The organism is Microbulbifer sp. SAOS-129_SWC, from assembly GCF_039696035.1.
Classification (GTDB): Bacteria; Pseudomonadota; Gammaproteobacteria; order Pseudomonadales; family Cellvibrionaceae; genus Microbulbifer.
Genome location: NZ_CP155567.1, coordinates 1871351 through 1891622 on the forward strand (window position 1 = coordinate 1871351; position 20272 = coordinate 1891622).

Below are 20272 nucleotides of genomic sequence, written 5' to 3' on the forward strand. Positions count from 1 at the left end.
GCACCCTACGAGATCAACCGACTGCACTATTGGTAGAGAAATAACAAAGTGATTGAACAGGCCCTCGAAGAAGCGCTGGAGCAGTGCAAGGTCACCCGCGGGGAATTTTCCGAGTTGCTGGTGCGCCTGCTCGACTACGGTGTCATCTGCCGCGATGAGAGCCAGGTTGAAACGCTGCTCTACGACCGTTTCCAGCGCTGTGAGCCGCTGATTCGCGAGTGGCTGGCACCGCTGGGGCTGCGTCTGCAGCACGACAGTCGTTTCCAGTTTATTCGTGTCTACCCGCCCGGCGCCGAAGTGCCGGGACTGCCGGACCAGGACGAGCCGCACCACGGCGGCCTGCGTGCGCGGCTGAGCCAGCAGGAGGTGGCCGCGATCCTGGTGCTGCGGGTGGAATACGACAAGGCGCTACGGGAGGGGCAGGTGGACGAGAACGGCTGCGCGGCCCTGTCCCTTGAGGCGCTCGAGCTGGGACTGCGCAATCTGCTGAAAATGTCGCTGCCGGACAAACTGGCGGAACGGCAGAAGCTGCTGAAAAAACTGCGTCAGCTGCGCCTGGTACAGCTGCCCGGCGAAGACACCGAAAGTCTCGCCGAAACCTGGCTGCGGGTGCGCCCGACGGTTGCGCATTTCGTTACCGAGGCCACGCTGCAGCAGCTGTTCGATGGCCTGCCGGACGAAGTGGCGCAAGAGCCCGCGACGCAGGGTGAACCCGAGCCGCGCATTACGCCGGACAGCGAAGATCACAGCCTCTTCGCCGCCGGTGGTGCAGAGGAAGACTCCGGCGTGGACGAAGCGCCGGGCGCTGTGGAAGTAGAAGAGGAGCGCGCAAGTGTTTCTTAAGAAGCTGATCCTGATCAACTGGGGCAATATTCCCCAGCTGGAATACGATTTCGGCCCGATCAACCTGTTTTCCGGCGGTAACGGCTCCGGCAAAACCACCGCGGCCGACGCCATCCAGACACTGATGACCGCTGCCCACGACACCCTGTTTACCTTCAACCCGGGGCAGGATGAAACCACCCAGCGCGGCCGCGGCGGCAAGCAGGTGCGCACACTGGCCTCCTATGTGCTGGGCTGTGACGACGGCAGCTATGCGCGGCTGCAACCCACCGACTGCTATATCGCCGGCGTCTTCCATCCCACCAGCGGCGAGGACAGCGAACCGTTTACCGCGGTGATGGCGATTCGCGCACACCTGGATACCAGTAGCAAGCCGGCCCAGGCGCGCCAGAGCGATCTGCGCTTCTTCCTGTTCCCCGGCGAGCAGCTGGCCATCGGCGACTTCATTCGCGAGTACAAGGACGGCAAACACCTGTTGCCGCTGGACAAGTTCAACGCGGTGCTCGGCAAGCAGTTTGCCAAGGTGGAGCAGTACGACAAGAAAAAAGCCTACCTGCGTCGTCTCTACGGTGCGCTGCGCGGTCGCCGCGACGCGGTGCCGGATCGCGAGGCGATGCACGCCGCGCGCACTTTCTCCAACTTTATGGCCTACAAGCCGGTCAAGAGCATCAACGATTTTGTCGCCCAGGAAGTGCTGGAGAAGCGCGATCTGGGCGATGCCATCCGCTCGGTGTCGGAGTTGATGAAGACCATCCACTCGATGGAGCAGGAAGCGCGCCAGATTGTCGACCGGGTCGCATCGCTGGAGCAGATCGCGCAGAACGCCGATTTGTACCGCGATCAGTGGCTGCAGTTGCGGGTGCAGGAATACCAGCGCGCGCGCCATCGCCAGCTGCGGGTGCAGAAAAGCTACCTGGCCGGCAAGAACAGCCAGCAGCAACTGCACGCCAACCTGGAGAGCAATACGCGCGAAACCCGCATCGCCGCCGAGCGCGCCGAGCAACTGAACCAGGAACTGGTGGAACTGCAGGCGCAGCGTCTCGGTATTGACGCGCTGCGCAGCAAGGACCAGCTGGAACAGCGCATCGCCGCCGCCCACCGGCAGCTGTCGGAGCAGGGCAGCCCGCTGGCGGCGCAGGAGCAACGCTGGCAGCAGAACCGCGAATCTGCCGGCGAGCTGCTGAACCTGCTGCAGGGTACCGCCGCCGAGCTGGAAATTCCCGCCCTGCGCAATAAGTCGCTGGTGCAATGCATCAAGCAGGTGGCGAAAGAAGACGATCTGCCGGACCTGCACAAATTGTTGGGCAAGGACTGGATCGACCTGGCCGCGCTGGCGCCGCTGCGCGAGCGCGCCGCGGCCAGCGAGGCGCTGCACAACCGCCTCGGCGGACTGCTCGCCGGTGCCGACGACAGTGAATCCTCCCTGCGCGAACAGATAGAACAGCAGGCCTCGCGCTGGCAGCTCAAGGTACAGCAGTTGCAGAAACAGTTGCACGCGCAGGAGAGCCGTATCCAGCACCTGCAGGCCAACCGGGTGCGTTATCCGCAGTCGGTGGAGCAGGCGCTGGCGGCGATTCGCGAGCAGTGCCCGGCGGCCGAGCCGCGGGTGCTGTGCGACTATGTGGAGGTGCTGGACGAGCGCTGGCAGATGGCCGTGGAGGGCTACCTGGGCGGGGCGCGCTTCTCGATTATCGTCGAGCCCGAACACGAAGCGGCGGCGATCCGCATCGTGCGCAACCTGCCCGGGCGCAATAATCGCGCACGGGTTATCCAGGGCGACAAGGCGCGCCGCGATGCCGAGCGCGCGGCGCTGCCGCAGGGCTCCATCGTCGAGTTGATGGATTTCAACCACAAGACCGCCGAATACTATCTGCGTGCCTCCTACGGTTCGGTACAGCAGGTGCGCGACGAGAACGAGTTGCGCGGTACCCGCCGCGGCCTTACCGCCGACGGCCTGGCCAGCGGTAACTACAGCATGTGGCGCTGCGATATCGACGACGCTGAGCTGGTGTTCGGCCAGGGTGCCCGTGCCCGCGCGCTCGCCGCGCAGCAGCGCGCGCTGGAGCAGCTGCTGGCGGAGGCCGGCCAGGTCAACGAACAGCACCAGCTGTACCGCCGCGTTGCCGGTGCCGTGCGGAGTCTGTCTGGCCTGCAGCTGGTGCCGGTGGTGGACGCGGCGTTGGCGGCCCAGCGCGAGTGGCGCAGCGCCGAGCAGGCGCTGGAAAACCTCGACCTCGGCGACAGCGAACAGCTGGAGCAGCAGGTGGCGGAACTGAAAGTGCAGCTGCAGGCGCAGCAGAAACTGCAGGGCAGCCTGCAGAATGATGCCGGTAAGCTGGAGCGCGACCTGGAAAATACCGCCCGGCAGCTGAAGGCGCTTTCCGCGGAGCTGGATTCCCTCGACGAGGCGCTTGAAGACAGCGAGGCCGCGGTGCGCCGCATCGGCCAGATTGCACCGGACTACGATGCCGAGCAGATCCTCGAGCAGGCGGACGCGCAGGTGGAGAGCGCCGCCGACAGTTTCGATTTCGGCGCGGATCTCGAGGAGATGCAGGGGCGTCTGGAAAAATTCTGCCGCCAGCTGGACCGCGCGGTGATGGACTATAACGGCACCCTGGCGGCCGGCGCTGCCGCCGGCGATACGCTGGTGTTCGAGCCGGATCTGAGTTCCGGTCACAGCGAGGCGCTGTTCAAGCTGGTGTGCAACCTGCACAGCCAGGTGGAGGCGCTGCGCAACCGCCTCAAGAACAACCTGCTGGTGGACCGCCACGAACAGTTGCTGGGGCTGAAGAAATCCTTCAACACCACCTTCGTGACCCACCTGTGTCATGCCATCTACCAGTCGATCAACGACGGCAAGCGGGTGCTCGACGACCTCAACAAGGAACTGGAGCACCACCGCTTCGGCGCCGACCGCGAGCGGTTTCGCTTTGCCTATACCTGGGTGCCGGAATTCCGCGACTACTGGAATTTCTTCAAGGCGGTGATCGAATTACCCAATCTCGGTGAGGAAGAGAGCCTGTTCGACGCGCAGCTGAATCCGGCGCAGCAGAAGGTGCGCGACCGGTTGCTGGATATGCTGCTGTCCGAAGACGAGCAGGTGGCGCGGCGCGAGCTCGACCGCATCAGCGACTACCGCAACTACCGCAGCTATGAGATCTTCAAGGAGCCGGAAGGCAAGGAGCCGATTGCACTCAGCCAGTACGGTACCGGTTCCGGCGGCCAGCTGGAGACGCCGGCGTATATCATTCGCTCCGCGGCAGTGACCTCCGCCTTCCGCTTCAACGAGGGCAGCAGTCACCTGCAGATGGTGCTGGTAGACGAGGCCTTCTCGAAGATGGATGAGACCCGCTCACGCGAGGTGATTCGCTACCTGACCGAAACCCTGGGTCTGCAACTGGTATTTATCATGCCGAGCAGCAAGTCGGGGCCGTTTATGGACCTGATTTCCAACCAGTTCGTGTTCAGCAAGTGCCCGAGCAGTAAGCCCGTCGGTCAGCTGAATACGCGGGTCTATGTGGACCGCAAGGTGTGCAACAAGGAGCGTATCGCCGAGCTCTGGGCCAACCACCGCCGCACCATTCGCCAGCAGGCATCGCTGGACTTTATGGAGATGGTGGAGGCCTGACGGTCTCTAATGGGGGGGACGGCCCGGGGTCGCGAGCAGCGTGGCCACGGACCGCTCCCGCACAAATCGTGGTAACTGCCATCAATTAGAAGAGGGTTTCTCCATGGAAAGGATTCCCGACTTGGTCGCGGCCAATCCGCTGGTGATGGGCCTGCTGGAATACGTGCTGGAAAAGCGCGATGAGCAGATACTGTGCGGTGACGAACGCCCGATTGCGCTGACCCTGGATCCAAAGAATGCCCCGCGGGCCCTGCGCGCCGCGCTGGCGCCACTGACGGATCCCGCCTACGACGACGGCGAGCTCTGGGACGAGCTGCGCTGGGTTGCAGAGGATCGCCGTCTTTTCTCGATCAAAAATCCCCAGCGCCGCAGTGTCGGTAATGCCGCCTGGCAGGGCGCGCGACTCTATTTCGACGACCGTGCCGAGGCGCTTGTGCGCGACTGGCTGCAGCGGCCGCGGCCGCTGCGCCAGAATCCCGAGTGGTTGGCGGCACTGGCTGAGTTCGCACCGCGCTTCGCCAATCCGGAAGCGTTCCCGCCCGACGGCCCGGAACTGGACCCGGGCTTTGCCGATTACCGCGAGCTGCTGACCTGCTGGGCGAGTGTCGGCACAGAGCTTGCGCGCGGCGGGGCGCAGTCCTGGCGCCAGTTGTCGGCGCGCTGTTTTCTCGGTGATTCCAAATACCTGGACAGCGCTGTGCGCCAGGCACTGCTGCGCGGCCTGTTTCCCGCGCAGAGCGGCAAAGTGAGCGAGCGGCCGCTGCTGTTACACCTGTATCTGCCGGCGCAGGTGCAGCAGGTACTGCTGGTCGAGAATCAGGATTCTTTTCTGTGGCTGGCGGATCGGGCGCCGGCTGCCACGGCGCTGGTGTATATCGAAGGATACCGCGGCGGCGCGGCCCGGGTGCGCCAGCCGGGCGTGACCCGTTTCAGCACGCTGAATGCGGCGGACTCCGAGGCGCGCGGCACCTTTCTGGCCTGGTGGCAGGGACAGCTGGAGCAAAACTGGCCGGTATACTTCTGGGGCGACCTGGACTACGAGGGATTACAGATCGCCGCCGCACTGCGACACAGCTTCCCGACGCTGCAATGTTGGCGCCCGGGCTTCGCACCGCTGCTGGAGCGGTTGCGCCGCGGCGGCGGACACCGACCGGAGCAGGCCGGTAAGGCGCGACAGAAATATATTGCTAGCACCGGCTGCGCCTTCGCCGACGGAGAGCTGTTACCGGCACTGCGGGAGTCGGGGCGATTCGTCGATCAGGAGGCGCTGAGCGCCGACGAGCTGGATCTGGAAGTGGCGGAGCTGTGATGGCATTTGGCCTGGCGCGACAGGCTGGGTATGGCTTGGCCGCACAGTCACGGTTTTATGTTGCGTTTTATGCGCGCTGTCTCGGAAGATTGTGCCGAAATTCGTTACAAAGTGCCGGTTAGGAGTATCCGCCCGGATACCGAGTGCAGCAAAAAAGGGAATTCCCTGGAGTGAGCGATGCGTCAGTTTTCGATTCTGGTGATTTTTGTAGTGGCGTTTGGCAGTGCCGCGGCGCTGTATGAACATGAGAGCCGCAAAGTCAGGGGCGTGCTGTCACAGATAACCGAGCTGCAGGCCCAGATGGGCGACCTGCGCGCCGAGGTTAATCGGCTCAACAGCGAGCTGGAGGCGGCCAAGCTGGCACAGCGGCGCAAGCCCAGCCTGAACAGGATGGCCAGTCACCTGAATCGCAACAGCCAGCCCGCCACCGTGAGGGAGCAGGGCCGGGTGCGCGAGCGCGTGGAGAACAGCGAGCTGATCGCTACCGATGTCACCAGCGCGCCGCCGGCGATCCATGGCCAGGGCGACAGCCAGGAGGATGGCGAGTGGGCGCAGCCGACAGTGGATTCCGACCGCTACCGCGAAGAGACCGAGGGCGAAAAGCCCCAGGTGGTCGATCCCTACCAGTAAGTTGGTGGCCAGTAGTTGGCGGCCAGTGGCCGGCGGCCGGTAATCGGCTTCCGGGCACCGGGCGAGTTGAAACACGCGCGCCAGCCCCCAGATTGTTCGCTCAGCGGCGGCCGGTCTGGGGGCTTTGTCGTTTTCCGGCGCTGCACTTACTGTGCAGCCATGATTATTTTGCATCGGGATCAGGAGTGCTAATTATGTCGACCCGTCAATTCTATGATTCGCTCGCCGAACAGCTGGCGGGCCTGTTGTCCGGTGAGCGCGACTGGCTGGCCAATTGCGCCAACGCCAGTGCGCTGCTGTTTATGGAGCTGGCTGATATCAACTGGGCTGGTTTGTACTTCCTGCACGGTGATGAGCTGCGCGTCGGACCCTTCCAGGGCAAACCGGCCTGCACGCGTATTCCTGTGGGGCAGGGAGTCTGCGGGACCGCGGTGGCGAGCGGCGAGTCGCAGCTGGTGGAGGATGTGCACCAGTTCCCCGGGCATATCGCCTGTGATGCGGTGTCCGCTTCCGAGGTGGTGATTCCGCTGTACGCCGGCGACCGTTGCCTCGGCGTGCTGGATATCGACAGCCCCAGTGTGGCGCGCTTCGACGCCGGGGATCTGGCCGGCCTGCAGAAGTTCGCGCAGGTACTGCTCGAACACTCCGATCTGCCGGCCGCCTGATGGCGCTGGTGTGGGAGCGGCACCGCGGCGGCAACCACTACCAGGTACGGCGCCACGGGGCCAGCGTGCGCCTGTATAGCAATGGCGTGTTCCACTCGCAGTGGAATCCGCGCGACCCGCTCAAGGGGTCGCTATGGGAGCTGCTGTTGCTGCCGGCGTTTTTCCGCCCGCCGGGGCGCATTCGCTCGGTACTGCTGCTCGGCGTCGGCGGTGGCGCCCTGATCCGGCTGTTACAGCGCTTTGTGGCGCCGCAGCGGATTGTCGGCGTCGACCTGGATGCCACTCATTTGCAGGTGGCCAGACGCCATTTCGGGGTGCGCGACGCCGAGCTGGTTTGCGCCGATGCGCAGGATTTTGTTGCCGATTTACTCTCCAGCGGGGAACAGGGTGGCTTCGATCTGGTGGTAGACGACCTGTTTGGCCACGCCGATGGCGAGGCGCAGCGCGCTGTGGCTGCCGACCGCACCTGGTGTGCCGGCCTGCTGCGACTGGTGGCGGATGACGGTTTGCTGGTATCGAATTTCGGCAGCCGGCGGGAGCTGCTGGCCAGCGGCTGGCGCACCGGGGCGCTGCGCGAGCACTTGTCCAGTGCCTGGACGCTAGAGTTGCCGGCCTACGAGAACTGTATCTACGCGGCCAGTCGACAGCCGTTGGCGATGGCCGCTGTGCGGCAGGGCGCCCCGGCCGCGATCAATCCGGCGCACCCGGCCCGGCGCCTGAGCGGGCGCTGGCAGAGATTGCGTTGACTGATACTTGGCGCCGATTGGCACTGTCTGTCTATACTGGAAGTTAGGCAGATATTTTTCCGGGGCCGGTCGATGCGCTACAAAACAGTCGAAGATGTGATTCACGAGGGGCGGGATTTTCACGCCCGCCTGGCTGATCAGTATCGAGAGTACGAGCAACTGGTTTCCGACCGGCGTATCGAATTACTGCTCGACCAGCTGCGCCGGCGCGAGGATTCGATGCGGTACTCTCTGGAAAACTTCCACGACGACCTGACCCCGGGCGCGCTGCACACCTGGGTCCAGTTCGCCCCCGAGGGGCGCGAGAAAGAATTCCTGCAACGGCTGCGCAACGTTGACCTGGACAGCCTCGACGACATTGCCAAGCTGGCGCTGGATATCGAGATGTATCTGGCGGACCAGTACCGGGATCTGGCGCTGGGCGCCGAGACGCCTTCGGCGCGGGACGCGTTCGAGCGGCTGCGCGATCTGGAAGAGCTGGAAGAGCACACGCTGTCGAAGAACCTGTTTAATTTGCGCGATTATTGAGCCGGGTATATTGGTACCGGCGGGGGGTAGGGCGAACACAAGGTTCGCCCTTACAGATCCATTTTCGCGGATCTTTTGTTATGCAGCGCTTACTGAGTGCTATCGGCACTTAAACCCGCTAAAACTACGGTCGTGTTTCCGTAGGGGCAGACCTTGTGTCTGACCGCGCCCGGCTCCCTACTGTGCCAGCCGGTAGACACAGAAGCCGTCCTCTTTCACAAGCAACTCCACCGCGGCAAAATGACGCTCCGCCTTGCGCGGCAGCGGGATAAATTCATTCACCACAAACAGCGCGCTGCCGCCGGGTTTCAGCACCCGCGCGCTGTTGATCAAGAAGCGCTCGGTGAGATCGCCCTCCACCTGAAAGCCCTGGTGAAATGGCGGGTTGCAGATCACCAGATCCGCGTTGGCGGCATCCAGTTCTGCGCCGGCATCGGTGGGAACCACCGCGCCCTCCAGCTGCAGCGCTTTGAAATTTTCCGCACAGGCCAGCAATGCCGCCGCGTTGTTGTCGGTAGCGGTGAAATGGAAGTTGCCGTGCGCGGCCAGCTGCGTACACAGGTAGCCGTAACCGCAGCCGAGATCCACCACCCGGGCGCCGTCGGCCGGTTTTTGCCCGGGGAATTGCCGCGCCAACAGCGCGCTGCCTTTGTCCACCTTGTTCCAGCCGAACAGGCCCGGTTTGCTGTAGAGGCCGCCCAGGGCGTCGGGCTGGCGCAACTGCGGGTAGTCGCTGTCGTCCAGCGGATCGCCGAGCGGACCACCGCGGGGCAGGGTGATCATGGCCTGGTAGTCCTGGCCGTCCTTGCGCAGTTCCTTGTCGTGGCCGAAATAGCGCGCGGTTTTGCTGCCGTAGGTCTTGATGCCGCTGTTTTTGTGGCCGATCAGCAGTAACGCGCCCAGTTCGTGCAGGAGTTTGCCGGCCGTGTTGATCACGTGGTGGGTAATGGCCTTTTCCTTTGCCACCGGGAACACGATATAGCGGAAGCGCTGCTCCAGCGCTTCCAGGCGAAAATCGTTGAAGTGCACCCGGGCCGCCTTGCCCTCGGCCAGTTGGGCGACATCCCAGCGATTGGTCAGCAGGTGGCCGGAAAAGGCGAACCCCTGCTGCAGCAGCGGCTTGCTGTTTTCGTCGGCGATCCACAGGGTGTTGGCGGGATCGGTTTCCAGCAGTTGGCTTAAGAGTATGGCCATGGTGTCCGGCAGTGCCTTATTGGATGGAGGCGATTTCGTCGGCGCTCAACGGACGGTAGTCGCCGGGTTCCAGGTCTTCGTCCAGCGCGATGTCACCGATGCGTTCCCGGTGCAGCTCCAGCACCCGGTTGCCGAGGGCGGCGAACATCCGTTTGACCTGGTGATAGCGCCCCTCGCTGATGGTGATGCGCACCTCGTTAGCGTAGAGGATCTCCAGGCGCGCGGGCTTGGTGCGCTTCTTCTCGTTTTCGAGCCAGATCCCTTTGGCGAACTTTTCTACGGCACCGTCATCGATCTGCTCCGCGAGGTGCGCGTAGTAAACCTTGTCGCAGTGGTGGCGTGGCGAGGTGACCTTGTGTGACCACTGGCCGTCGTCGGTGAGCAGCACCAGGCCGGTGGTGTCGATGTCGAGGCGCCCGGCGATATGCAGTTTCTGCTTGTTGGGCTCATCGAGCAGATCGAGGACGGTAGGGTGTTCGCTGTCCTTGGTGGCGCTGACGTAACCGAGCGGCTTGTGCAGCATAAAATAGCGCGGGCCGGGTTCCGCCAGTGGTTCGCCGTCGAGACACAACAGGTCGCTGTCGGCAACCTTGCTGGAGGGGTCGGTGACAACATCGTCGTTGACAGTGATGCGTCCGGCGCGGGCGGCACGTTTTACTTCGGCGCGGGAGAGGTCAGTGACCTGACTGACGGCTTTATCTAGGCGCATGGCGGCCTTCTGGTAACAGTTGCAGTGGCCCCTGCGCGGTTGCAGCTGCGCAGGGGTTCAGGATTTCCACCCTCTCCCCAGCGGGAGAGGGTCGGGGAGAAGGGCGGGAACTAGAGGCTTCAGGCGCCGATCTTGCGTTCGCCGGAATCTACTGACTGGTAAATCAGGGTGTTGATGGTCATCGGGCCGACGCCACCGGGCACCGGGGTGTAGGCGGCGACGCGATCCACCAGTGGGGCCAGTTCGATATCGCCGACACCGCCGGGGTGATAGCCGGCGTCGACGACCACGGCGCCGTCCTTGATCCAGTCCGCCTTGATGAATTCGGGGCGGCCCACCGCGCCGACGACAATATCCGCGCGGGCGATATGTTCAGCCAGGTCCCGGGTACGGGAGTGGCAGATGGTGACAGTGGCATTCGCGTTCAGCAGCATGGCCGCCATCGGCTTGCCGAGGATCGGGCTGCGACCGACGACGACTGCGTGCTTGCCTTCGAGGTCAATGTCGTAGGCTTCCAGCAACCGCATGATGCCCTTCGGGGTGGCGCAGCCGTAGGCGTCTTCACCCATGGCCATGCGTCCGAAGCCGAGGCAGGTGACGCCATCGACGTCTTTTTGCAGGGCAATGGCATCGAAGCAGGCGCGCTCGTCAATCTGTTCCGGCACCGGGTGCTGCAGCAGGATGCCGTGCACGTTGGCATTGGCATTCAGCTCCTCGATCTTGGCCAGCAGCTGCTCCGTGGTGGTAGAGGAGGGCAGCTCCACCTGCAGGGAGTCCATGCCGACGCGGCGGCAGGCATTGCCTTTCATTTTGACATAGGTGGCGGAGGCCGGATCGTCGCCGACCAGGATGGTGGCCAGAATCGGTGTCTGGCCACCGCTCTTTTCTTTCAGCGCGGCGACGCGCGCGGAGAGCTCTTGTTCGGTTTTCTGTGCCAGGGCTTTGCCGTCCAGAACCAGTGCAGACATAGGGGCTATCTCAACAAGTCTTTAGTCGTGGGTTGGGGCGCGGATACCTGCTGCTACTTTAATATAGGTACCGCTCCCGCCTGTTGGCGAGTACGGCGCAGTCCGCGGGCCAACCCGGTTGCGAAGCCGGCTATTTTCGCACAGGCGGCGAATAATTTCGCCACTTGGTCATGCAGTGCGCAACAGGATGAAATTACTGCAAAAAGAATGGCTTAGCGGCGTTGACTCCCTCCGGGGGTGTCAGTATTATGCGCGCTCTCTCGGGGGCGGTAGCCGACCGATGGGACGCGGGGAGGGAACTTGGCCCCGCTGCCGGATTCTAGGATTTGGCCTTTTACGGGGCATAGCGCAGTCTGGTAGCGCGCCTGCTTTGGGAGCAGGATGTCGGGGGTTCGAATCCCTCTGCCCCGACCAGATTTACCGGGTTTTCTTGCGCCCGTAGCTCAGCTGGATAGAGCATCCGCCTTCTAAGCGGATGGTCGCAGGTTCGAGTCCTGCCGGGTGCGCCAACCTTTTGGTTGTGCGATGAGTCTTGGCAGGTTCCATTGAATCCGCTGCCAGATTGTAGTCGCAGGACTATTCCGGCCAGTCAGCACAGCTGGCTGGCACCAGGAAGAACGCGAAGCGGTGCTTCGCAAACGTTCGACCTGGCCCTGCCGGGCCTTGTGCCAGGCAGTTACTTCAGCGTCGCCACAAGGCGTTGAGACATAGCACTTTCAATGGTGGCCGTAGCTCAGTTGGTAGAGCACAGGATTGTGGCTCCTGAGGTCGCGGGTTCGATCCCCGTCGGCCACCCCATATATTTCCTTGTTAAATCAAGGACTTAGAAACTCCGCCTAGTGCGGGGTTTTTTCGTTTCAGTCCCTAGTGTACGAATTCAGTGTACGAATTCTTGCCTCAATCTAACTTGAGGTTTCCCGTTTGGCCCTGTTCAGCGAGACCACACGGTCCGGTCTACGGTTGTAGCGTTCGGCCATCGAGCGGGTTTTGTGGCCGGTGAACTGTTGCACGTCACCGTCGAAATCTGACGCCGCTTTGATCTTCAGGTCGTGGAAGCGGAAGCGCTCCTGGAGGGCGCCGGCCTCGAGGGCGGCGCGTTGCTCGCGTTGCCACACGGCGTTGAATCCGGTGCGGGTGTAGCGGCGGCCGGTGCGGCTGCGCAGGATGTGGGTGGTCTGTATCTGCGCCTCGGTATTGGTGGCCAGGGCGCGCTCTACGGCGTCGTGCAGGGCGGGGCTCCACAGCTTCAACTGCTGCTTGCCGGTCTTGGCCTGGACGATCAGCAGGCCGTCTTCCTGGATGTCCTTGCGGGTGAGCGCCAGTACGTCCTGCTGGCGGGCGGCGCACAGGTAGGCGATCTCCATGGCGCACTGGTGCACCGCGTGGCCGCGCTCGCCGAGCCAGCGCCAGAATGCCTCATACTCCCAGTCTTCGACATAGCGACCGCCCGGTCCCTCCGGCAGTGGGCGCACGGCGGTGGTGGGGTCCTCGATGGTGACGAAGCCCCGCGCCTTGCCCCATTTCATCAGGATACCGAGGAAGGTGCGCTCGCGGTTGGCGGCGGCTGGGTGCTTGTTGCCGCGGGCGTCCAGGTACAGCTGCACCAGCGGGCTGGTGATGGCATCCGGGGACATCTCCCCGAACGACTCGCGGACCTGCTTGCTGTAGCGCTCGTAGTCCTGCTGGGTAGCGGGCTTCAGGTGCTTGGTGTACTGGGGGCTGGCGAAGTAGAGCTCGATCAGGTCGGCGACGGTGAAGGTCTTCTGCACCAGATCGGCGAGGTAGCGTTCGTAGGCGGCCCAGACCTCCGAATTGCTGGCGTCCGGCCCGGCGATATGCCGGGTGGGATCGCCCTTCTTGCGGACCCGGTAACCCCCTTTGTAGCGCGCCACGTGCGGTGGCATCCAGGCGTTTTCTGGTTTGCGTTGTCTGCCCATTCCGATTTCTTATTTGTTGTTGAATTCTGCTTCGATATCGTCAGCGATATTCCTTAGCCAGTTTGTGACAACTGTGGTGGTATCGCTGTTTGGATTTCTAGTGATGCACTCTCTGCAAAGGTCACGCAAGGTTACGGACGCGGTGAAGGTACCGCTGGCTTCAGTTATGGCTATTTCGGGTTGTTGTCCCTCGACAGCGAAACCAGTGTCATCGGCATCAGGAAGCCACAACTCAGCATTTAGTTCTATGGCCAGATCTTCTTCGTATTTGATTTTCATTAGCTGGCAATCGGTAGTTTGAACCCCGAAGGCAGGGTACTGCCGTTGGCGGCCGGAGTCGAGTTGACGCGGGCGAGTGCAGCCTGGTTGACCATATCCCAAGTCAGCGCTGGCCTGCCGTCCCTGCGGCGCACGTAGGGGATGCGGTTGGCGTCCAGCACCTGCTTCTGCGCCTCCGGGTTGTCGGCCGGGGCGCCGGTGAGGCGGGCGATCTCGGCTTTGGTGAGTAGGTTGCTCATCGCTCTATCCCGCAAACATATCTATCTGATCATCCGGGCCGCGCACGGCTCGGAAATATACTGGCTCATTGCGTACGCTGGGCTGCGCATATCGGTAATCGTCTCCCTCGGCATCCTGGTCCCGCGTGGCGGGCGGGCAGCGATAGACGCCCTCGACAAAGGTCGGCTCCAGCTCGATGAGATGCCCGGAATTTATATGGCCATCATCGTATGGGCGCCCGTCTTGCAATCCCCAGCGCTCACATTCAAAACCGCCTGTCGACCAGTCTTTGCAGGGTGTAAAGTGCTCGATAACGCGCAGGGAATATTTCCAGCAGCGAATAGAGCCGATGGGGCGCAGGAACTGACCAACATCCGGTAGTTTGTTCATTTTCTATCCCGCAAACATATCCAACTGCTTTTCGGCTGTTGGAGGCACTGTAAGGCTCGCAGTACTCCGTGACTTGCGCGGCAGGGTAGGTGGTAGCCCTGGGACACAAGTAATGCCCAGATAGCGGGCCTGCGCTATCGCATCCCGTGCCGATACCCGATAGCTACGCTCCAGGTTGCGTTTGGGCAGGTACTCGCGGAGGCTCCTCAGGCAGTCCGTTACCGCTTCCTGGTAGTCTTCTTCGGGCCAGTCGTTAAAGAACTCGGCGGCGATCACGACTCGCTACTCCTTGCCCAGCGGCTGAGGGCCGCGCGGTTCGTGGGGAATAAAGCCGCTACCGGCGCTGCCATTCATTTTCACCCCGGTAGCCTTGATGAAATCCACTTCCACCTTGGCAGAGTTGATGATGGTCTGGGCCGTGTCGCTGATGGCCTTGGCGCGGTCCAGATCCATCGGGTTTTCCTCATCCTGCAGCGCCTCGAGGGTGGCGAACAAATGGTTACGCAGGTCTTCAATTTTGTTTTTCACGTTAGCCTCTCTTGTTGATCTGGCGCTGTAGGGCGCCCTTCAATTGGCAGATTTCGGCCAGCTCCTTCGGTAGGCGGTGCACTGTGTTGCGGCGCATATTGTCCGCGCGGCTGATGCACTCGAGGTTGTCCGGGCGGATGTCGGTCTTGTCGCCGTTGCGGAACACGATCATGTGCCCCCGTGGCAGTGGCCCGTTGCGCGCTTCCCACAGCAGGATGTGTACCATCTTCCAGTCCCGCGGCGGGTAGCCGGTGTCGCTGACCTTGCGCTGCAGGTAGCCGTCCTTGGTCAGGCGCTCGCTGCCGATCGGCTTCCAGGTGTGCGGCCTGTGCCCGGGCTTGAATCGGGTCTTGTGCGCATCGCCGCCGGCCTGCCAGCCCTTCACGCCTTTGTTGTGCGGAGTGTTGCCCTTCTTGAAGCGGGTCTTCGCTCCACGGGTGTCGCCTTTCCGGAGCCGGCCCGCGACCGTGCGGGTGTAATATTCGACGCTCTTCCTCAGGCGCAGCTGGTAGGCCTTGCCGTTGATCGAGGATTCGCTGCGACCGAGCGCGCGGGCCACGTTTGCGGTGGGCTGGTGCGGGTAGATCGCGCGCAGCTGTGCCAGCTCGGCTTCGCACCAGGGGTTGCGGGATTTCACGCGGCGCCCTCCGGTTTGCGTAGCAGGTGATACAAGGCGGCTTCACCGGCGTGCTGTGTGCACAGGGCGATGCCGTTGAGCGTGAAGCGGGCCATGCGGCCACAGCGGTTGTTGCGGCCCTGGAAGTAGTGGGTGCCGGTGGAGCGCACGATTCGACAGCAGCGCTGTTCCCTCCAGCGCTTTGGTTCCTTTGGCAGGTTCAACTGCAGGATTTTCATGGCGCTATCCCGTTGGTGCGGCGATCGATGTAGGTACCTCTGGAGCTCATCTTCTGCAGGGCGTCTGCGCACCCTTGGCCGAATGCGAGCATGGCGGTACCGGCGCCGCAACGGCTTCGTTTATGTTGGTTTTCTCGGCCGGGAGTGAATTGCACTCTCCCCTTCATGAAAAGTATTGCCGCACATGCAGTCATCGCCTCCTGAAACCAGGCCGCATCGGTTCGACTGAATACCAGGGCAATGCCGCATCCGTGGTCAACCATGCGCCGGATCCATTGGGGTGTGTCACGGCCGTAGGGCGGGTTCAACCAGACGCGACCGAACCACGGCTTACTCAGTCCATCGTCGAAGACCGTGTACTTCACTTCAGCCGGGACTGCGGTTTCAGCATCATGTGGTGAGCTCGGGTCTAGGTCGAAGTCGATTCCAAGCTCCTCGAATATCCACGCGGGCGTGTACCACTCGACGCTTTTTCTCGGGCTTCTGTCTGCCTGGGTGTTGGTAAACAAACCGTCCATCGCTATTACGCTGCCTCCGGTACCGGCATTGCAGGCACACCCATATTCGCCCGCACCAGCGCCTCCCGTTGAACGTCTGCATCCCAGCGGCAGAAATCCAGAAAGCTTTGGAAGCTGTCGCCATACTCCAAATAGCGACGGTAGCGCTGCTGGCTCTTGGTGAGATTGCGTACCTTGCCCATGCCGAGATATGACACTCGCCAGGTCGGGTGGCAGCTGGCAATGACACCGGGCTTTTCATCATCGAAGTTGACACCGATATAGTGGCCGCGGTCCTCGGCTATGACACCGGGGCGGCCAGCGACCACGACGCGGCGGCCGATGCAGGCGGGGACGTTGTATTGGTTCTGGACGTACTCGCAGATCACGATTGCACCTCATTATCTGTTCCGAGAAAGCCCACCCAGTCGCAGCGATTGCATGCCCAGCACTGGCCATATTCCGGGCGCGGCGACCCGATAGCCTCCAGCGCTCCCTCTGGGTGCTGGCCGTCTTTGCAAAACACCTGATATTCGTAACTGATTTCCGTGGTGAACTCGAAGGTTTCGCCACAGTGGTGGCATTCCTGCTCGTGCGTCTTGTCCTCGTCATAGCCGTAACCATCGTCGTGGTTGATTTCCTGGGGCTCACGGCAGTTTGGGCAGTTAACATCGCTCACGATTGCGCCTCCCCAGTCTCAGGCGGCGCGGGGCGACGGACCGCTTTGATGCTGTCGAGGGTCACCGCGCCACCAGTGGTGCTTTCCAGTCGGCACTGGTGGATTTTGAGCATGTACAGCGGAATGACGGAATCACGGTCCGTGTTGTTGTAGAAGCTGCCCTCTTCCTCAGCTCCGTATTGGACCTGATAGCCATTGGTGTATCCCACAAAAAATAGCTGATCGTGCAACTGCTCTGGGGGCTGCTCGGGTGCGTGCGCGGTAAAAGCCGGGTCTACTTCATCGAGAAAATCTTCTTCTTCTCGCGTTACTACAACATGCACCTGCATGCCTGGAAGTTCTGCTATGGCAAACCGCTCCTCGCATATGTAGGGTTTTGCGCGCATTTCAGCCACGTTTTTTTTAATTTCAGACTGAACTGCTTTGTTGTTGATATTGAGCTTCACGGTTTGTCTCCTTGCTCCGGCTTCGCCGCTATGGAGGGGGCGACTATCGAATCTGGCAGGCGACGCAACCATGATTCGATTGATTGCCCAATATATTCGCGCCGATAATCGGCGATAAGCCGCTCGCGCCAATCCTCCGGCACCTGCGATGCTGGCTGGGGGCGCTCCGCGATCAGTCGATCGATTGCCTCTAGCGCTAGTGATTCCTCGGTTCCATCGCCATCCAGCGAGTCCATATCTACGCCCAATTCCCGGGCCACTTTTGCGACTACTTCAAGGGCAAAAGGCTCCTGCTCTACCTGCTGGGATTGCAATCCGGCCTCTATCGCGTGCTGTAAATACTCGGCCGTCTTGCGTGGATAACCCTCCAGGATTGCCCCGTTTACAAGCCTTATTACTGCGTTTTGCGCTTCCCGCATCTTGTCGTTACTCATGATTGCACCTCCCCAGTCTCAGGCGGCGCGGGGCGGGTTAGGCCGGTGGGCGTCCAATGGGTAACACCCCAATCGTGCGGAGATGTGTTCACGACCTCCCAACGCCACAGGCCGACGCCTGCACCATTGAGGCACCACAAATTACCTTCGCAATCTGCGTCATCCCGGGTGGGCAGTTGTTCTTTGCAGCTGATCCACTCCCGCTTCTCCTCTATGGAGTGGGCGGCCTTCAGGCAGCCCAATGCTGCTTCAGCCATTTCATCAAAACCGTGCAATTGCCAATTTTCCAAATGTTCCAGCGCTTCCCGTATCTTGTCGTTACTCACGCTGCTTTCTCCTCTTGCCCAACCGGCTTCAGATGCCGGTTCTGAATAAACACCTGCAGGTATTCCTCAGCCCGGTTCATATAGGCCTCTTGGTCCTGCTTCTTGTCCTGGTTGCTGTTGGGCAGGATCTCGGCGATCCAGCCCCAGTCGATGATGAATTTCTCGTTCACCTCGCCGCGTACTTTTTCCAGCGCCGGCTGTACGTCTTCGGCCAGGTCGTTGATGCGCTGGCCCTTGCCGATGAAGAAGTGGTGCGCGGTGTCGATGTCGCCGCGCCAGTCCCGGATGATCACCACGACCATCACCAGCCAGTTGTGCTGCAGCCTGCGGATCAGGTGGTCGGCGTTGCCGAGGCTGGCGAGTGTGCGCATGGTGGGCAGGCTGGCGTCGATGCCGAGCTTTGCGGTGCCGTCGTCTTCTAGGCCGTTGCTCTCCATGGCGATCAGGCGCAGGCCGCGCATCAGGCTGTTGATGTGCCTGCCCTTTGGCTGCCACGCCCGTTTGTTCCTGCTCATGCCATATGGCCCAGGTAGTAGCCGAGGCCGATGATGACAACGGCGTACATCAGGCCCGCGAGCGCGAGTGCGCGAAAGCTGGGTGCCGGTTCGTGTTGCCTGCGCTGGATTTCCTGCAGCCAGTCGAAGCCGTCGTTATTGTTCATGCTGTGCCTCCGGTGGGTGTGGTGCGTTGTTGGCGGGTCGGCACGGTGATGGTTGTGCCTTCCAGGCGGTAATCGAAGGTGCGCTTCCTGGTGGCGCTGGGCAGCCAGGGAAATTGGTTGATCAGGCTGCGCTGCAGGCGGTTGCTGTCGGCGTGGCGAAGGTGGCCGGCGTAGCTGGCGGCGATGGATTGGATTGCGCGGAACTGCGCCGGGGTGGCCTGGAGCTTTCCGCCGGACAGGTGTTTGCTTCCCCATTCGGCGAGGGCGCTGCGCGCGTGGGCGACGACGCGGCGGCGCACCAGGGTGTGGCTGGGCCGCACGATGTAGCCGAGGAAGTCGATACCGTCGGCGAGTGGCCGCAGGCGGATATCCGCTTTGAGGCGCAGCTGCAGCGCCTGGGCGATAAAGGTTTCGATCTGCTGTTGCCAGGTGGCCAGCTGCTGGCGGTCGCGGTGCACCAGTACGAAGTCGTCGACGTAGCGCAGGTAGCGCTTGGCCTTGAGTGTGTGCTTGACGAATTGGTCGAGCCGGTCGAGGTAGACGTTGGCGAGAAACTGGGAGCTGAGGTTGCCGATCGGCAGGCCGCAGCCGGGGCGCGCGTTCTCGAGGCGCTTGTGTGGTGGCACCAGGGCGCGCTCTTGCGCGGTGCCGTGGTAGATCACGCCGGCCTGCAGGGGCGGGCGGCGCAGCAGAGCGTGGGTGGTGCGCATCACCTGGTCGGATACCGGCGCGCGCTGCAGCTTTTTCTTCAGAATCGCCCATAGGGTGGGGCGGTGAATCGAGTTGAAGAAATTGTGGATGTCGAGCTGCAGGTACCGGCCGCCGCGCTGGCCGCTGTGCACCTGCCGGACGAACTGCTGCAGGCGCTGCACGGCGGCGTGGCTGCCTTTGCCTTTGCGGTTGGCGTAGCTGTCGAAAATGAATGCGGGTTCCCACAGCTTTTCTAGTTGCGGGACCAGCCAGTGGTGCACGACGCGGTCGGCGAAGTCGGGAGCGTGGATCTCGCGGGCCTTGGGGCGGGTGGCCACGAAGCAGGCGCTGCGGCCGGGCTGCCAGCTGCCGCTGTTGAGGCGGCGCTGCAGGTGAAGAAGGCCTTCGGCCCAGTGGGCGTCGAAGGCGAGTTGGTTTTGGCTGGGTTTCTTGCCGGCCCGGGCTGTGCGCCAGGCGTCGTGCAGTTCCCGCAGGGAGACTGCCTCTTCACCGTGATACTCACCGGCGCGAACCGCGCGAACACAGGCGTTGTTGTTGCGGTGGTTGTTGTTGACATTGCCGTTGTTGAAATTGACCACCCAAACAGCAGCGTTGCCGCGCTCTTTCGACCCTGTCGGACAGCCATCTTGGTAGTGCGACGTCGTCATCTTTTGGCCCCTGCATTGCTGCGAGAGGCGGCGCGGCCACTCAGTATCTGAGCGCGCTCCGGTTGGGCTTGGCCCTGCGGATTCTGGCTCTTGCGGTGAAGTTGACGCCTCCAGCCGCCGGCGCAGCGGCCGACTTCTTCGGCGAGGCGGATCAGCGATTCGAACTGCCTGAAGCTGCGGAAGGCGCGCAGCTGGCTGCCCAGCTGCAGGCTCAACTTCAGCTCATCGATAGCCCAGGTCAGTTCGGAAACCCAGTGCGGTTGACGACTGCGGTCCCGCCAGGCGCGGTGGCACAGGCGCAACACGGCCATGGCCTGGTTGCGCAGGTCGGTGCCGAGCGTGTACTTGTGGTAGCGCGGGAAGCCGCGAACGGCCTGCTCGATATCGATGAGCAGGCGTTCGGCTTTCTTGGCGATTTCTGGCAGTTGGCGAGTCGTCATGGC

The 20272-nt window shown here is 62.4% G+C and carries 27 protein-coding genes and 3 tRNA genes; 10 read left to right on the top strand and 20 right to left on the bottom strand.

Features of this window, described 5'->3' with window-relative positions:
* Positions 1–48 precede the first annotated feature (48 nt).
* From ABDK11_RS07995 to ABDK11_RS08025, 7 genes are all read left to right on the top strand, one after another.
* Complete coding sequence (locus ABDK11_RS07995; RefSeq protein WP_346839767.1) at positions 49–843, top strand: DUF4194 domain-containing protein; 795 nt, start codon at positions 49–51, stop codon at positions 841–843.
* Entirely contained in the window at positions 833–4471 is a 3639-nt protein-coding gene (locus ABDK11_RS08000) for an SbcC/MukB-like Walker B domain-containing protein (RefSeq protein WP_346839768.1), read from the top strand. The genes ABDK11_RS07995 and ABDK11_RS08000 overlap by 11 nt, the downstream gene beginning before the upstream one ends.
* A 103-nt stretch (positions 4472–4574) precedes the next feature.
* Positions 4575–5780, top strand: coding sequence for a Wadjet anti-phage system protein JetD domain-containing protein (locus ABDK11_RS08005; RefSeq protein WP_346839769.1), 1206 nt, complete (start codon positions 4575–4577; stop codon positions 5778–5780).
* A 177-nt stretch (positions 5781–5957) separates the two neighbouring features.
* Positions 5958–6410, top strand: a complete 453-nt coding sequence (locus tag ABDK11_RS08010; RefSeq protein WP_346839770.1) for a hypothetical protein — start codon at positions 5958–5960, stop codon at positions 6408–6410.
* A 194-nt stretch (positions 6411–6604) separates the two neighbouring features.
* Positions 6605–7075: a GAF domain-containing protein gene (locus ABDK11_RS08015; protein WP_346839771.1), complete on the top strand. Its 471-nt coding sequence runs from the start codon at positions 6605–6607 to the stop codon at positions 7073–7075.
* The gene (locus ABDK11_RS08020) at positions 7075–7821 is read left to right on the top strand and encodes a class I SAM-dependent methyltransferase (protein ID WP_346839772.1); all 747 of its coding nucleotides are present in this window, start codon (positions 7075–7077) and stop codon (positions 7819–7821) included. The genes ABDK11_RS08015 and ABDK11_RS08020 overlap by 1 nt, the downstream gene beginning before the upstream one ends.
* A gap of 72 nt (positions 7822–7893) precedes the next feature.
* Entirely contained in the window at positions 7894–8349 is a 456-nt protein-coding gene (locus ABDK11_RS08025; protein WP_346839773.1) for a hypothetical protein, read from the top strand.
* 177 nt (positions 8350–8526) lie between these two features.
* Here the strand turns inward: ABDK11_RS08025 and ABDK11_RS08030 are convergent, their stop codons facing one another.
* The 3 genes from ABDK11_RS08030 to folD form a co-directional block, all read right to left on the bottom strand.
* Entirely contained in the window at positions 8527–9543 is a 1017-nt protein-coding gene (locus ABDK11_RS08030) for a methyltransferase (protein WP_346839774.1), read from the bottom strand.
* Positions 9544–9559: 16 nt separating this feature from the next.
* Complete coding sequence (rsuA, locus tag ABDK11_RS08035; protein ID WP_346839775.1) at positions 9560–10252, bottom strand: 16S rRNA pseudouridine(516) synthase RsuA; 693 nt, start codon at positions 10250–10252, stop codon at positions 9560–9562.
* 119 nt (positions 10253–10371) lie between these two features.
* Positions 10372–11220: a bifunctional methylenetetrahydrofolate dehydrogenase/methenyltetrahydrofolate cyclohydrolase FolD gene (folD, locus tag ABDK11_RS08040; RefSeq protein WP_346839776.1), complete on the bottom strand. Its 849-nt coding sequence runs from the start codon at positions 11218–11220 to the stop codon at positions 10372–10374.
* 337 nt (positions 11221–11557) lie between these two features.
* Between folD and ABDK11_RS08045 the strand changes: the two genes are divergently transcribed.
* The 3 genes from ABDK11_RS08045 (at position 11558) to ABDK11_RS08055 (ending at position 12018) form a co-directional block, all read left to right on the top strand.
* Positions 11558–11634 (top strand) — tRNA-Pro (locus ABDK11_RS08045).
* Between the two features lie 18 nt (positions 11635–11652).
* A tRNA-Arg gene (locus ABDK11_RS08050) sits at positions 11653–11729 on the top strand.
* A gap of 213 nt (positions 11730–11942) precedes the next feature.
* A tRNA-His gene (locus tag ABDK11_RS08055) sits at positions 11943–12018 on the top strand.
* Between the two features lie 104 nt (positions 12019–12122).
* On the opposite strand, the gene ABDK11_RS08060 is transcribed toward ABDK11_RS08055, so the two are convergent.
* From ABDK11_RS08060 to ABDK11_RS08140, 17 genes are all read right to left on the bottom strand, one after another.
* Positions 12123–13157 (bottom strand): tyrosine-type recombinase/integrase, encoded by a 1035-nt coding sequence (locus tag ABDK11_RS08060; protein ID WP_346839777.1) that lies wholly within the window; start codon positions 13155–13157, stop codon positions 12123–12125.
* Positions 13158–13166: 9 nt separating this feature from the next.
* A complete protein-coding gene (locus tag ABDK11_RS08065) occupies positions 13167–13436 on the bottom strand; it encodes a hypothetical protein (RefSeq protein ID WP_346839778.1) in 270 nt (89 codons plus the stop codon).
* The gene (locus tag ABDK11_RS08070; protein ID WP_346839779.1) at positions 13436–13675 is read right to left on the bottom strand and encodes a DUF4224 domain-containing protein; all 240 of its coding nucleotides are present in this window, start codon (positions 13673–13675) and stop codon (positions 13436–13438) included. The genes ABDK11_RS08065 and ABDK11_RS08070 overlap by 1 nt, the downstream gene beginning before the upstream one ends.
* A 4-nt stretch (positions 13676–13679) precedes the next feature.
* The gene (locus ABDK11_RS08075) at positions 13680–14045 is read right to left on the bottom strand and encodes a hypothetical protein (RefSeq protein WP_346839780.1); all 366 of its coding nucleotides are present in this window, start codon (positions 14043–14045) and stop codon (positions 13680–13682) included.
* 282 nt (positions 14046–14327) lie between these two features.
* Entirely contained in the window at positions 14328–14573 is a 246-nt protein-coding gene (locus ABDK11_RS08080) for a hypothetical protein (RefSeq protein WP_346839781.1), read from the bottom strand.
* A 1-nt stretch (position 14574) separates the two neighbouring features.
* Positions 14575–15210 carry an HNH endonuclease signature motif containing protein gene (locus ABDK11_RS08085; protein WP_346839782.1) on the bottom strand — a complete coding sequence of 212 codons (636 nt, stop codon included), beginning with the start codon at positions 15208–15210 and terminating at the stop codon, positions 14575–14577.
* Positions 15207–15428: a hypothetical protein gene (locus ABDK11_RS08090; protein WP_346839783.1), complete on the bottom strand. Its 222-nt coding sequence runs from the start codon at positions 15426–15428 to the stop codon at positions 15207–15209. The genes ABDK11_RS08085 and ABDK11_RS08090 overlap by 4 nt, the downstream gene beginning before the upstream one ends.
* On the bottom strand, positions 15425–15946 hold the full coding sequence (locus tag ABDK11_RS08095; RefSeq protein ID WP_346839784.1) for a DNA N-6-adenine-methyltransferase: 522 nt from the start codon (positions 15944–15946) through the stop codon (positions 15425–15427). Before ABDK11_RS08095 ends, ABDK11_RS08090 begins: the two co-directional genes overlap by 4 nt.
* A gap of 5 nt (positions 15947–15951) precedes the next feature.
* On the bottom strand, positions 15952–16314 hold the full coding sequence (locus ABDK11_RS08100; protein WP_346839785.1) for a hypothetical protein: 363 nt from the start codon (positions 16312–16314) through the stop codon (positions 15952–15954).
* Positions 16311–16604 (bottom strand): hypothetical protein, encoded by a 294-nt coding sequence (locus ABDK11_RS08105; protein ID WP_346839786.1) that lies wholly within the window; start codon positions 16602–16604, stop codon positions 16311–16313. Before ABDK11_RS08105 ends, ABDK11_RS08100 begins: the two co-directional genes overlap by 4 nt.
* Complete coding sequence (locus ABDK11_RS08110) at positions 16601–17050, bottom strand: hypothetical protein (RefSeq protein ID WP_346839787.1); 450 nt, start codon at positions 17048–17050, stop codon at positions 16601–16603. The genes ABDK11_RS08105 and ABDK11_RS08110 overlap by 4 nt, the downstream gene beginning before the upstream one ends.
* Positions 17047–17484, bottom strand: a complete 438-nt coding sequence (locus ABDK11_RS08115) for a hypothetical protein (protein WP_346839788.1) — start codon at positions 17482–17484, stop codon at positions 17047–17049. Before ABDK11_RS08115 ends, ABDK11_RS08110 begins: the two co-directional genes overlap by 4 nt.
* Entirely contained in the window at positions 17481–17810 is a 330-nt protein-coding gene (locus tag ABDK11_RS08120) for a hypothetical protein (protein ID WP_346839789.1), read from the bottom strand. The genes ABDK11_RS08115 and ABDK11_RS08120 overlap by 4 nt, the downstream gene beginning before the upstream one ends.
* Entirely contained in the window at positions 17807–18325 is a 519-nt protein-coding gene (locus ABDK11_RS08125; RefSeq protein ID WP_346839790.1) for a hypothetical protein, read from the bottom strand. The genes ABDK11_RS08120 and ABDK11_RS08125 overlap by 4 nt, the downstream gene beginning before the upstream one ends.
* Entirely contained in the window at positions 18322–18471 is a 150-nt protein-coding gene (locus ABDK11_RS08130; RefSeq protein WP_346839791.1) for a hypothetical protein, read from the bottom strand. Before ABDK11_RS08130 ends, ABDK11_RS08125 begins: the two co-directional genes overlap by 4 nt.
* Positions 18468–19829: an RNA-directed DNA polymerase gene (locus ABDK11_RS08135; protein ID WP_346839792.1), complete on the bottom strand. Its 1362-nt coding sequence runs from the start codon at positions 19827–19829 to the stop codon at positions 18468–18470. Before ABDK11_RS08135 ends, ABDK11_RS08130 begins: the two co-directional genes overlap by 4 nt.
* Positions 19826–20269: a four helix bundle protein gene (locus tag ABDK11_RS08140; RefSeq protein WP_346839793.1), complete on the bottom strand. Its 444-nt coding sequence runs from the start codon at positions 20267–20269 to the stop codon at positions 19826–19828. The genes ABDK11_RS08135 and ABDK11_RS08140 overlap by 4 nt, the downstream gene beginning before the upstream one ends.
* Positions 20270–20272 lie beyond the last annotated feature (3 nt).